The 12,700-nt window shown below is 30.4% G+C and carries 11 protein-coding genes and 1 tRNA gene; 5 read left to right on the top strand and 7 right to left on the bottom strand.

Annotation, left to right across the window (positions count from 1 at the left end):
* Positions 1-69 precede the first annotated feature (69 nt).
* Positions 70-1,581 carry a glutamate--tRNA ligase gene (gene gltX, locus ACVC08_RS17145; protein WP_452602966.1) on the top strand — a complete coding sequence of 504 codons (1,512 nt, stop codon included), beginning with the start codon at positions 70-72 and terminating at the stop codon, positions 1,579-1,581.
* A 74-nt stretch (positions 1,582-1,655) separates the two neighbouring features.
* Here gltX and ACVC08_RS17140 read toward each other — a convergent pair whose 3' ends face one another.
* Positions 1,656-3,500 (bottom strand): T9SS type A sorting domain-containing protein, encoded by a 1,845-nt coding sequence (locus ACVC08_RS17140; RefSeq protein ID WP_452602965.1) that lies wholly within the window; start codon positions 3,498-3,500, stop codon positions 1,656-1,658.
* Between the two features lie 92 nt (positions 3,501-3,592).
* Complete coding sequence (locus ACVC08_RS17135; RefSeq protein WP_452602964.1) at positions 3,593-4,276, bottom strand: hypothetical protein; 684 nt, start codon at positions 4,274-4,276, stop codon at positions 3,593-3,595.
* Positions 4,277-4,354: 78 nt separating this feature from the next.
* On the opposite strand from ACVC08_RS17135, the gene ACVC08_RS17130 reads away from it, so the two are divergent.
* A complete protein-coding gene (locus ACVC08_RS17130; protein ID WP_452599017.1) occupies positions 4,355-5,287 on the top strand; it encodes an SPFH domain-containing protein in 933 nt (310 codons plus the stop codon).
* A gap of 58 nt (positions 5,288-5,345) precedes the next feature.
* On the opposite strand, the gene ACVC08_RS17125 is transcribed toward ACVC08_RS17130, so the two are convergent.
* The 5 genes from ACVC08_RS17125 to ACVC08_RS17105 all read right to left on the bottom strand — a co-directional run bounded on the left by ACVC08_RS17125 (position 5,346) and on the right by ACVC08_RS17105 (position 11,602).
* Positions 5,346-6,503, bottom strand: coding sequence for a GNAT family N-acetyltransferase (locus ACVC08_RS17125; RefSeq protein ID WP_452602963.1), 1,158 nt, complete (start codon positions 6,501-6,503; stop codon positions 5,346-5,348).
* Positions 6,504-6,623: 120 nt separating this feature from the next.
* Positions 6,624-7,112: a DUF1761 domain-containing protein gene (locus ACVC08_RS17120; RefSeq protein WP_452602962.1), complete on the bottom strand. Its 489-nt coding sequence runs from the start codon at positions 7,110-7,112 to the stop codon at positions 6,624-6,626.
* A gap of 93 nt (positions 7,113-7,205) precedes the next feature.
* Positions 7,206-9,227, bottom strand: coding sequence for a glutamine--tRNA ligase/YqeY domain fusion protein (locus ACVC08_RS17115; RefSeq protein ID WP_452602961.1), 2,022 nt, complete (start codon positions 9,225-9,227; stop codon positions 7,206-7,208).
* A 346-nt stretch (positions 9,228-9,573) separates the two neighbouring features.
* The gene (locus ACVC08_RS17110) at positions 9,574-10,443 is read right to left on the bottom strand and encodes a hypothetical protein (RefSeq protein ID WP_452602960.1); all 870 of its coding nucleotides are present in this window, start codon (positions 10,441-10,443) and stop codon (positions 9,574-9,576) included.
* 94 nt (positions 10,444-10,537) lie between these two features.
* A complete protein-coding gene (locus ACVC08_RS17105; RefSeq protein WP_452602959.1) occupies positions 10,538-11,602 on the bottom strand; it encodes a helix-turn-helix domain-containing protein in 1,065 nt (354 codons plus the stop codon).
* Positions 11,603-11,736: 134 nt separating this feature from the next.
* Between ACVC08_RS17105 and ACVC08_RS17100 the strand changes: the two genes are divergently transcribed.
* The 3 genes from ACVC08_RS17100 (at position 11,737) to ACVC08_RS17090 (ending at position 12,674) form a co-directional block, all read left to right on the top strand.
* On the top strand, positions 11,737-12,141 hold the full coding sequence (locus tag ACVC08_RS17100; RefSeq protein ID WP_452602958.1) for a DoxX family membrane protein: 405 nt from the start codon (positions 11,737-11,739) through the stop codon (positions 12,139-12,141).
* Between the two features lie 10 nt (positions 12,142-12,151).
* Positions 12,152-12,520 carry a dihydroneopterin aldolase gene (gene folB, locus ACVC08_RS17095; protein WP_452602957.1) on the top strand — a complete coding sequence of 123 codons (369 nt, stop codon included), beginning with the start codon at positions 12,152-12,154 and terminating at the stop codon, positions 12,518-12,520.
* Positions 12,521-12,603: 83 nt separating this feature from the next.
* Positions 12,604-12,674, top strand: a tRNA-Cys gene (locus tag ACVC08_RS17090).
* Positions 12,675-12,700: the final 26 nt, after the last annotated feature.

Below are 12,700 nucleotides of genomic sequence, written 5' to 3'. Positions count from 1 at the left end.
ATCAAGTCTGTTTCACCTTTCATCTTTAGTCTTATCAAAGTATCTTTGCTGTTATTAAAAACACAGATAATGTCTAAAAATGTTAGGGTGCGTTTTGCACCAAGTCCAACTGGACCTTTACATATTGGTGGTGTACGTACAGCACTATTCAACTATTTATTTGCTAAAAAACATAATGGTACTTTTGTTTTAAGAATAGAAGATACAGATCAAAATCGTTATGTTGAGGGTGCAGAAAGTTATATAATTAATGCGTTAAACTGGTGTAATATTCCTTTTGATGAAGGTCCTGGAAAAAATGAAACTTTTGGTCCATACAGACAAAGTGAGCGTAAACATTTATATAAACAATATGCAGATAAATTAATTGCTTCTGGTAATGCATATTATGCTTTTGATACTGCAGATGAATTAGATTTTCATAGAAAAGACCATGAATCTAATGGTAAAACATTTATTTATAACTGGCATAATAGATTAAAATTAAATAACTCATTATCTCTTTCTACAGAAGAAACTAAAGCTAAATTAGAGGCTGGAGATCATTATGTTATTCGTTTTAAATCTCCTCAAGATGAAGTACTACATCTAAAAGATATAATTAGAGGAGATATAAAAATCGACACTAATGTTTTAGATGATAAGGTTTTATTTAAAAGCGATGGTATGCCGACTTATCATTTAGCTAATATTGTAGACGACCACTTAATGGAAATTTCTCATGTAATCCGTGGAGAGGAATGGTTGCCTTCTTTAGCTTTACATATACAATTATATACTGCTTTTGGCTGGGAAGCTCCAGAATTTGCACACTTACCATTAATTTTAAAACCTACAGGAAAAGGTAAATTAAGCAAACGTGATGGTGATAAATTAGGCTTTCCTGTGTTTCCTTTAGAGTGGAAAGATCCTAAAGAAAGTGCTATTTCAACGGGTTATAAGGAAGAAGGTTATTTTGCAGATGCAGTAGTTAATTTTTTAGCCTTTTTAGGTTGGAACCCAGGCACTGAGCAAGAACTTTTTAGCCTAGAAGAATTAATTTCTGCTTTCGATTTAGATCGTGTAAATAAAGCTGGTGCTCGTTTTGATCCAGATAAAATAAAATGGTTTAATCACCACTATATGCAAGAGCAAAATAATGAAGCTTTAGCTGAAGCTTTCAAAGCTAAGTATTCTGAATTAACCGATATTGATGTTAATTACATTGCTATGGTTGTTGATTTAATTAAAGAACGAGCAACCTTTGTAAGCGACTTTTGGCAATTAAGCAGTTATTTCTTTGTTGCTCCAGAAAACTACGATGAAAAAGCCTCTAAAAAAGCTTTTAAAGATGGTACTAAAGAGATCTTAACATCTGTAATATCTATAGTCTCAAATATTTCTGATTTTGAAGTAGAAACGCTTCAAAAAGAAGTAAAAGGTTGGATAACTGGAAACGACATTGGTTTTGGTAAAGTAATGATGCCTTTACGATTAGCTTTAGTAGGTGCTTTACAGGGACCCGATGTTTTTGATATTATGTATATGATAGGCAAAGATGAAACCATTAAACGTTTAGAAAAAGTAATTGGTATATTATAAACTTTTTTTAAAGTATATAAAACAAAAAAGCGACCTAATGGTCGCTTTTTTTATGTTTAATCTGTATTAAAACATTATAGTTTTATAAATTTTAATACTTTATCGTATCCTTTAAATTTAATAAAATACGTTCCTGTAGAAAGGTTAGTAACATCTATTGTATTAGATGAGCTATTTACAGATTGTTGTTTCATACTTTGTCCTAACATGTTATATACATTAACATCATACTCTTGTGTAATGTTCTTTAATGTAATCATACCATTTGTTGGGTTAGGGTAAATAGAAATGTTGCTAGTTGCAAATTCATCTACACTTAAAGTACAAGTATATGCAGGTAAATTATAACCTTGTGCTGTAAATCTATCTGTCATAGCTTGTATATCTGCACAAGTATAACCTCCAGCAGTTCCCATATCTATTGCTGCTTGTCTAACAGCTATTGCTGCTTGCTCTTGGTTAGTACTACCGTTTGTCATACCTAAACCTTCTAAAAATGCTTTATCAGTTTTTTCACGACCTATGTCTTCCCAAATTTCCATTAATGTAGTTGCCCACATTTGTCCATCTGTATGGATTTGACCTACTAAACCTCCTGGATATTGTGCAGTGTAAACTGTTGATCTTCCTGGCCAACAAGTATTGTGTCCATCCCAACCAAATACCCAGTTGTAAGCAGCATCTGTAGATGACCATTGTCCTAAACTTCTCTTGTAAGAGTTTGCCCAGTAGTCTCCAGATCCTTCACTTAAACCGTTTACTTGAGATAATCCTCCATTAGTAATCCAATCGTGTAATCCATGTCCTAATTCGTGTAAAATAACATCTGCATCTTCTCCATCGTCAACACATCCTTCACCAAAAACTAAAGTTCCTGATGTATAAAAAGAGTTATCTGCTCCTCCTGCTCCATGTGGATCAAAACGAATTACGCCTCCATTTTGTGGTGGTGCTAAAGAAATTCCTAAATCGTTATTAATGTAACGCATACTTTTATCTGTATGGTAATAAACGTTTACAGCTTCAAAACCATCTTCAAATCTATTAAACTCAAAGTTGTTAGATGCTTGTACAAATAAACCTTTGTTAGGTGAGTCTAACTCAGCAATTTGTGTGTAAGGCCCTTTTAGTGTATAATTTCCTCCAGCAAATTCTATATCTAATAATGTAACTGAAGTTCTAGCTGCATCTAAAGCAGCGTTTGTAGCGTCGTTTCCGTCTACATATTGACCTCCGTAAGCACTTGTTGTAGCTGTTAAAGGGTCTGTCTCAAAAACAAAACCTGCTCCTGTTGCCATTACTGCTGCTTCAGAATTAGTTTTTGCTTCTTTTTTATTTTTCCCTTTCTTTTTATCCTTATCGTGATCGTGCTTGTAGTAAATAGCAACATCTTTAGAACTTAAAATAGCTCCTGTTTGTGCATCTACCATAACTTCCCAAGCTCCTGTTTTAGAATAAGCTTGAATATAAACTCTGTAAACTAGTTTTGTTTCTCCTTGCTTATTATAAACGTAAAGTTTATTTGTATTATCTATAACATCTGAAGATGCTACATTTAAATTAGTTTTAGCCAATTCTAAGGCTTCATTTACAGTAAGAGAAGGTACTGTATTTATAGCAGCTATTGTTCTATCATAAGAACTAGCATGATATGTAACCTCGTCATTATTAGAGACGTGAATTGTAACTTCTGCACCAAATACTTGTACTCCATTTAACATTTGATAATAACGGAAGGTTTCTCCAGATAAACCAGCTCTGCTAAACAGCATTTCGAAATCGTGTGTTGGCTGAACGCCTAACATGTCTTTATTTTTAGTTAGCCAATTCAAAGCTACATCTTGTTTACTCATTTGAGCAGATGTAAACTGTGAAATACTAAAAAATAAAGCAAACAATAATAGTAGTTTTTGTTTCATTTTAGTTGTTTTTTATATTAATTAATTCTTTAATATAAACAACATTAGGCAACAAAACCCTACTTTACCTTATATTTTTTATGGTTTTATGGTTAAAATGTTATCATTGCAGTAAGGGCAATCATAGATTGTGTCCCTTTAAATTTGGCATTATTATCACCAATATTAAGGTCTTGACTATTTAATTTACTAAAGATATTAGTAAAGCCATAAATATATTGTGCTTTTACTCTAAAATGACTAAAACCTGCACTTAAACCTATCGCTCCATTAAAGTTTACATTTGAAATATCTGATATGTCTTCTGCTTTCAAATTATTATAACCAGATATAAAATAATTTTCTTGAGACTTATCTACAAGTTCTAGTTTACTATTATATTGTAATACTGGTCCTGCATCTAGTGTAACAAAATCGTCTACTAATTTTATGTGGAATAAAAATACTAATTGTGCTTTAAATATTTTATACTCTATTTCTTGTTGTGTAACATCTACAGGATTAGTACGCCCCATTATACCAAACTTATTTTCAGATAATTGCATACCATAACTAACGCCGTACCATCTATGAGGAAGAGATACGGTAGCAGACATCCCACCTATCCAACCTTCTCCTTTAGTTGTTTTAAAGTTATCTGTAATTATCTCATATTGTGTAATCCCACCAGACAGGCCAAATCCATTTTTTATATCATAACTTTTACGTTGTGCAAAAGAATTTGTAACAAAACCTAGTGTTAGTACTACTAATAAGATAAATTGTATTTTTTTCATATTAAATTTAAGGGATTTTTGCGCAAATATAACTTAATTTAGTATTCAATTATTTTCTAATCATTTAAAAAAAGTATTATGCCTGTATTATTAATTGTATTATCTATTTTCGGATTACTTCTATTTATATCCGCATTTTTCATTGTAAAACAACAAACAGCAGTAATTATAGAACGTTTTGGTCGGTTTTTAAGTATTCGTCAATCTGGTTTACAATTAAAAATCCCATTAGTAGACCGCATAGCTGGTCGATTAAGCTTGAAAATTCAACAGCTAGATGTTATTATTGAAACAAAAACTTTAGATGATGTTTTTGTTCGTTTAAAAGTTTCTGTACAATACAAAGTAATAAAAGATAAGGTGTATGATGCTTTTTATAAACTAGATTATCCTCATGATCAAATTACTTCTTATGTATTTGATGTTGTTCGTGCTGAAGTACCAAAAATGAAATTAGATGATGTTTTTGTTAAAAAAGATGATATTGCAATTGCAGTAAAATCTGAGCTTAATGAAGCGATGATGGAATATGGTTATGATATTATAAAAACTTTAGTTACCGATATTGATCCAGATCAACAAGTAAAAGAAGCTATGAATAGAATTAATGCTGCAGAGCGTGAAAAAGTTGCTGCACAATTTGAAGGAGATGCACAACGTATTTTAATTGTAGAAAAGGCAAAAGCTGAAGCAGAAAGTAAACGTTTACAAGGACAAGGTATTGCAGATCAACGTCGTGAAATTGCACGTGGATTAGAGGAATCTGTAGAAGTATTAAATAAAGTTGGTATTAACTCTCAAGAAGCTTCTGCTTTAATAGTAGTAACACAACACTACGATACTTTACAATCTATAGGTGGAGAGACTAATAGTAATTTAATTTTACTACCTAATTCACCACAAGCTGGAAGTAATATGCTAAATGACATGGTTGCTAGTTTTTCTGCTAGTAATGAAATTGGAGAGGCTATGAAAGAAGCTAAAAAAAATAAAAAATTAAGTAAAGAATAGGTGTATGCTTTAAACTTGATAAAAAAACAGTTTTAAAATTAATTTTAAAACTGTTTTTTTATTTAAAAGGATTTCTTTCTGTCCATTTTCTAACTGGGTTTAAATACTTAACTATAAATTTTAAAACTGTATTAGCTATAAAGTTATTAGTATGTTTCATGTAAATATGCATTGTATTGGGCTTAGCTCCTACTGAGCTTTTTATTTCCATTGCTGTTCTAGCATATACAATAGTTTTAAATTTATATTCTATTGCAAAACAAGCCATATCGTACAGCATGTTTAAATACATTTGATGCTTCTGTTGTATTATTTTATTGTATCCTAAAAAGTATGTTTCTAATGTATTATAATTTAAAATAAGGGTATAAAAACCAACTATTTCATCGTTTAAAAAATAGCCGAAAACTTTAAAATTAGATTTCAACTCTTTTTTTAAAGTGTAAAAATGGTTTTTAGATAAAACAAAAGAATTCACTCTTGCATTATCTGAAACATTTTTATACAGCACATATAGTTCTTTTTCGTACTGCTTAATTGCATCTATACTTAACTCTGTACGCTCAATTCCATTGCTCTTTTTTCTAGCTGTTTTATAACGTTTTTTATACTTTTTGGTATAGGATGCTATTAAGTGTTCTGCTGTTTCCCAATCTGCTTTAATTGGTAATAGCATATTTGGTTGTACTTGTACTTTATATAATTTATTTGTTTTAAATAATTCTACTTGTTTATGAATAGGATCTGTTTCAAAATAATCTTTAAAAGCTATAATTCTTACTTTCTTATTATAATCTTCTTTTATTTGTTTTTGTAGTGTTTTTAAGGCTTTAAAAATTGTTTTAAGATAGTCTTGATATGATATCTCTTCTTCTATAAAAAATAAGCTATGTTGCCCTGTGTGCATTAAATTTCCTATAACTAAAGCATTCCCTCTAACAATTTTTGAAACTACACGTTTTGCTAACTGCTTAAAGCTATTAGATGATGTATTTCTAAAAATATCATCTAAATACATTTCTACACGTTGTATAATAGCTATGCCTACTAGCTTTTCTTTTTTAAAAATGCCTAAATAATATGGAAAGATATTTTTAGGTGATGATAATTCTAAAGCACTTAAAAATGAGCGTTTTAAAAAAATATCTTTAGTAGGTAAAGCATCCCAAGAATCGGGTAGTGCTTTTGTTGTTTTATAAATTTTAAAGTCTATCAATTACAGTAAATAAAAAAAGAAGCTACTTAAAAGTCTTACAATATAACTTTATATTACATTAATAATACAAAATTTAAGACTTTTAAATAGCTATTTTAATAATAATTAAGCAACTTTACACTATGCCCAACCACATACAATTGCTCCCATTGCAGCTAAAGAAACAATCCAATAACCAGAATTAATAAATATATATTTCCAGCTTCTTCGTTCAAATAATGCATTAATTGCTATTACTGGGAAAAATAAAAATACTCCTGCTAAAACACCATGAAATGCTCCATGTTTATAAGTTCTGAAGGCATCTTTATATTCTTCCATAAAAGCGAAATAAGAAGAGGTTGCTTCTAAGTCTTCAGGTTTCCCTCCTATCATTCCAAATGCTCCAATTTGATGAATTACTAATGTTTGCGCAAAAAATGCTAATAAAAAAGATAATACTAATGTAACTCCAAAAATAACAAGCATATTTCCTCCTTTTAATTGTTCTTCTGTTAATCCAGAAGCTTTCATCCAAGCATTTCCAAAAACTTTTGGGTTGTACCATACAAACCCTATTATAATTGGCACTATGGCTGCAACTATAATGGCATAAATATTAGGTTCCATAATTTAAGATTGTATTAAGTTAGTCTTTTCAATGTACAAAAAAACCTTAAAAGAAATCTCTTTTAAGGTTTTTAATTTATGTAATAAGCTTATTTATATAGCTTTAGCTTCTAATACTAATAGTTCGTTTTTATCTTCTAGTGCTTTTGTTATAAATGCATTTATAGCATCGTTTTTATTAAGTCCGTTTTTTAATAAAATACTTAAAGTAAGCATAACCGCTATACGTGTTCCAACTTTTTTAACAGCTGTGTCAAATAAAGGTTCTAGTTCATCATAATTTACATTTTTTGCTAACTCAAGAATTTCTGCTTTTACCTTTTGCTGCTTTTCTTCTGGTAAATTAGTGTACTTTTTACCTAATTGTTTTATAACATCTATCGCTTTACGTTGCGATTGCTGTTGTTGTGGTTTTTGATTATTATTATTATTTTCTTTTGGTTTTACTTTAGCCCAAGAATCTTTTAATCCTACTGTTTTATTAAATACTAAATGGTTTTTGGTTGTATCCTTATCTACGTTAAAGTATCCTATTCTTTGAAACTGAAATTGCTCTCCTACCTTAGCAGTTGTTAAACTTGGTTCTATAAAGGCTTCTATAACTTTTAAAGAGTTTGGATTTATAAATTCCATAAAACTCTTATCTCCATGACTGTCTGGAGCTTCATCGCTAAATAAACGATCATACTCCCTAACCTCAGCTTTAATAGCATGTTGTTTAGATACCCAATGTAGGGTTCCTTTTACTTTTCTTAAACTTGCTTCTGTACCACTACCGCTTAGAGTTTCTGGATCGTATGTACAATGAATTTCAGTAATATTTCCTTGATCATCTTTTACAACACTTTCTCCTTTTATTATGTAAGCATTTTTAAGTCTTACTTCTTTTCCTAATGTTAGTCTAAAGAATTTATTACCGGCTTCTTCTTTAAAGTCTTCTCTTTCTATAAATAAGGTTTTAGAGAATGGTACTTTTCTAGAACCTGCATTTACATCTTCTGGATTATTTTCTGCTTCAAACCACTCTTCTTTATCTTCTGGATAATTTGTAATTACTAGTTTTATTGGGTTTAAAACAGCCATTACTCGTGCTGCTTTTTTATTTAAGTCTTCGCGTACACAAAATTCTAGTAGAGAAACTTCTATAACATTTTCACGCTTAGCTACTCCTACTGTTTCTACAAATTTTCTAATAGATGCTGGTGTGTATCCTCTACGGCGTAAACCAGATATTGTAGGCATTCTTGGATCGTCCCACCCCGATACAATACCATCTTCTACTAGTTTTAAAAGTTTACGTTTACTCATTATAGTATAACTTAAGTTTAAACGAGCAAATTCTCGTTGCTTAGGTCTTAACTTATCTGTAACTACTACTTGGTCTAAAAACCAATCGTAAAGCTCCCTGTGTGGCTTAAATTCTAGTGAACATAATGAGTGCGATATTTGTTCTATATAATCACTTTCTCCATGTGTCCAGTCGTACATTGGATAAATACACCAATCGTTTGCAGTACGGTGATGATGTGCTTTTAAAATACGATACATTATAGGGTCTCGCATTAACATGTTTGGATGTTGCATGTTTATTTTTGCACGTAAAATATGCTCACCTTCATTGAATTCTCCGTTTTTCATTCTTTCAAATAAATCCAGATTTTCTTCAATTGTTCTATTTCTATATGGTCCATCTACACCTGGTTGTGTTGGTGTTCCTTTTTGTTCTGCCATAGCTTCGCTAGTTTGCGAATCTACATAGGCTTTTCCCTCTTTTATTAATTGTATTGCCCAATCGTAAAGGGTTTGAAAATAATCTGAAGAGTAACATTCTTCTGCCCACTGATAACCTAACCAATTAATATCCTCTTTTATAGCATCTACATATTCCTGCTCTTCTTTAGAGGGGTTAGTATCATCAAACCTAAGGTTTACTGGTGCGTTGTAACGTTCTCCTAAACCAAAACTAATACCTATAGCTTTAGTATGGCCTATGTGTAAATAACCATTAGGCTCTGGTGGAAATCTAAAACGTAAGTTGTTTTTAGATAATCCGTTCGTTAAGTCTTCTTCTATGATATGCTCTATAAAGTTGAGCGATTTTGTTTCTTCAGACATTATATTGAATTAAAGCACAAATTTATAGAAATAAAGCGAGATATAAATAGAAAAAAACTTTCCATAAACTAGAAAGGCTTAATGTAAATATAAGGGGTTCTATATTCGTTTTTATAAAACTTATTTTTATAGTATTTTTTTGTTGTAATATATAATTTATAGCAGCTTTTATATGTACATCTTCTCCTGTAGAAACTTGTGTTGTTATTGGTAACAACTTATTTATATGGAATGATACTTTTAAAAGATTGAAATGATGTATTATATTTATTTCAACGAAGTGTTACTGTTATTAATATTTTATAGTTACTTGTTTTTTTACTATAAAAAAAGCTTGTTTAGTAATTTATTGTCTGTAAGTACCGTCTGGTAATATTGTTGGAAACTTGTATTGCGAATCTGTTAATAAACTGTATACTGCTGTATCTGTGCTTTGTACTAATGCGTTTGTATTTAAATCCCATTCTTGACTAATTTCACCTAATCGGTTTTCTTGTGCTCCTAAAATAGAGGTCATTGCCCAGTATATATATTCTGTAGTCATACAATTATAATTGCAAGTAGCATCATCGTATGTATACCATGCTCCTTCTGGATATGGATTAGGTATTGTTGTAAAGTTTCCTCCTCTTGCTGTATCCATTGCATTGCTTAATGAAGTTCCTGCATCTTCTCCAAAAACAGTAGGATAGGCACTTGCATAACCGGCATGTGTAATTATGTGCCATACTTCTTCTAAAGAAGCATCAAACTGCCCTGTATGTCCATTTGTATGCCATACTGGAATGGTTTCGTCATTTCCAAGATCTTGGCCCTCTGCTCCTGCTGGTGGTTCTATATTTTCTATATCACTTTCATTTTTCCATAGAAATAAAAAGGCATTATTATCTTTCATAGCTGTTAAAACAGCCAAATTATCTACTGTACCATTTTCATCATTATCTAAGTATTGAGCCATTATGTTAGCTGCATGTAACAGTTTAGTATCTTCAACTGCAGTTACTGCATATATAGGAATGCCAAAAACCTCAACTTTTCTGTTAAATGCTGTGTAACCAGCATCGGAATTTGCAACTATAGTAAAATTAGGGTCATTACCAGAATTTATTTGTACTGGTGTGGTTGGTATTGTAGGGCTATCGTCTTTTGAGCAAGAGGTACAATTTAATGAGATTATTGATGTTGCAATCAATAAAAATGAATTTACTTTTTTCATAGTTTTTTTGAGCTTTTAAAATTATTTATACTGTGTTTACAGCAAAATAACGGCCTGCTCTAAGAATTATGCGACTGTAAGAGTCCGGCTGCTTCTATTCGGACGTTTTTAAAGACATTTCGTACTGTTTTGGAGTAATACCTTCCACTGCTTTAAATGCTGTATAAAATGTTGATTTAGAAGAAAATCCTGCTTCTTCTGCTAAGCCTAATATGGATAATTGCTTTGCTTTTGGCGATGCTAGTAGTTTTTTAAATTCTGCTACTCTAAAACCATTAATAAATTGATAAAAATTAGTTTTAGAGTGTTCGTTTATAAGTTTTGATAGTTCTTTTTCTTTGATTTCTAAAATAGCAGAAAGGTTTCGCAAATTTAATGCCCTATTTGTATATAGCTTTTCTGTTTCTATTCTTGTTTTTATTTTAATGTATTCTTTTTTACTTTCTTCGTAAAGTATATCTATTTTATCTTCTATATTGTCATCTTCTTTTTTAGAAAGGATAAATAGTTTGCTTTTAAATATTTCCGATTGGGAAAATCCATTATACCCTATCCAATACACCATAAAAAAAGTAAGAATTGTAGATAAGCTTGCAAAGTATTCTATAATGTCTTCATTTTTAAAACTTATTATGTCTTCTACAATCCACAAAACATGAAAACCTAAATAAATAAACACTATGGTTTTAATCCATGAGAGTGTTTTATGCTCTAAGTCTGAGTAATAATTGCTTATATTATTTTTATGTTGTTTTAATGTGTTTAATATATAAACTAATAGAAATATGTTAAAAATATAATCGAATATTTCTAGCAAATTAATATTTATATTTAAATAATTAATACCGTTTATTACAACACCTGGAATAAATAATAATAGATACCATTTTTTTAAAGTATTATTAATGGTTTGATTTACGTATAGAAATAAAAACAGAATGGTAAACAATCCTGTTATTGGAATATTAAAAACATCTTCAGAAATACTTTGAGTTAATACTCCTAATACTTCTATTGTTAAACTCCATAAAAATAATCCTAAAAAAAGGTTTGCTTTTTTATTTTCTGTTTTTACTGTTAAAAATAAAAAGCCTAACATTAATGCTGTTGCTAGTGTTAAAATATCTACAATAGAATCAATAGAAAGTTCTAAACTCATTAAAAGTATTTTTAGCAAAATACTATCTTTTTATAGAAACAGGCTTGTTAAATAAGCTTATTTATGTTGTATATGTCTATTTTTTACGACCTAGTTTATTATAAAACCTATTTTTATATAAATTAACTTTCATTATGGATATTAAACTTATTACACTTTTTGTAAGATTACTTACTGGTCTTATTTTCTTTTGGCAAGGCTTTGGTAAAGTTTTTAAAATGGGTGTAGAAGCCATTTACAACGGTGGTTTTAAATCGTTCGAAGCCACTTTTCTGCCTACTTTTATTTTAAAATTTTCTGCTTATTTTACGTCTTATGGAGAGCTTATTTTTGGTGCTTTGCTTCTACTAGGGTTATTTAGGAAACAGGCATACTATGGGTTAGCTTTAATTTTATTAATTGTAACCTTTGGTCATGGACTGCAATCGCCTATATGGGATTTACAACATGTTTTTGTAAGAAGTGTATTTTTAATATTTTTAGCTATGACTTTTGATAAAGATACGCTTTCTTTGGACCACATTTTAAAGAAAAATTAATACTCAACATATGGGAATTATAAAAGTAGAAAATATACGTGTATATGCTTATCATGGTTGCTTAAAAGAAGAAACTAAAATTGGTAGCGATTACCGTGTAGATGTAAAGGTTAAGGCCGATTTACAGAAAAGTGCTACTACAGACAACTTAAACGACACTGTAGATTATGTTCTTTTAAATAAAATTGTTGTTGAAGAAATGGCTATTCCTAGTGCTCTTTTAGAGCATGTTGCACAGCGTATTTTAGATCGTATTTTTACTGAGGATAAATTAGTTAGCTTAGCAACGGTTACTGTAAGTAAAATTAATCCTCCTATTGGTGGCGATGTACAAATGGTAACCATAGAATTAAATAGAAAAAGAAAAAACAACGAGTAATAGTGTAAAACCGTAATTTTTTTTACATTTGCCTACTCGTTTAGATAAACATAAATGAGATTCCTGTTTCCACAGGAATTTAGGGCGCCGTGGCCGAGTGGCTAGGCAGAGGTCTGCAAAACCTTGTACAGCGGTTCGAATCCGCTCGGCGCCTCTAAAAAACCTTCAAGTTTACTTGGA

The organism is Pontimicrobium sp. MEBiC06410, from assembly GCF_053601615.1.
Note: the sequence above shows the minus strand (reverse complement) of the source record. Positions and strands in the feature narration are given on the sequence as shown.

Excerpts from the sequence above, each read along its gene's own strand:
- gltX (WP_452602966.1), top strand. The coding sequence starts at position 70 with ATGTCTAAAAATGTTAGGGTGCGTTTTGCACCAAGTCCAACTGGACCT.
- ACVC08_RS17140 (WP_452602965.1), bottom strand. The coding sequence starts at position 3,500 with ATGAAACAAAAACTACTATTATTGTTTGCTTTATTTTTTAGTATTTCA.
- ACVC08_RS17135 (WP_452602964.1), bottom strand. The coding sequence starts at position 4,276 with ATGAAAAAAATACAATTTATCTTATTAGTAGTACTAACACTAGGTTTT.
- ACVC08_RS17130 (WP_452599017.1), top strand. The coding sequence starts at position 4,355 with ATGCCTGTATTATTAATTGTATTATCTATTTTCGGATTACTTCTATTT.
- ACVC08_RS17120 (WP_452602962.1), bottom strand. The coding sequence starts at position 7,112 with ATGGAACCTAATATTTATGCCATTATAGTTGCAGCCATAGTGCCAATT.
- ACVC08_RS17115 (WP_452602961.1), bottom strand. The coding sequence starts at position 9,227 with ATGTCTGAAGAAACAAAATCGCTCAACTTTATAGAGCATATCATAGAA.
- ACVC08_RS17110 (WP_452602960.1), bottom strand. The coding sequence starts at position 10,443 with ATGAAAAAAGTAAATTCATTTTTATTGATTGCAACATCAATAATCTCA.
- ACVC08_RS17105 (WP_452602959.1), bottom strand. The coding sequence starts at position 11,602 with ATGAGTTTAGAACTTTCTATTGATTCTATTGTAGATATTTTAACACTA.
- ACVC08_RS17100 (WP_452602958.1), top strand. The coding sequence starts at position 11,737 with ATGGATATTAAACTTATTACACTTTTTGTAAGATTACTTACTGGTCTT.
- folB (WP_452602957.1), top strand. The coding sequence starts at position 12,152 with ATGGGAATTATAAAAGTAGAAAATATACGTGTATATGCTTATCATGGT.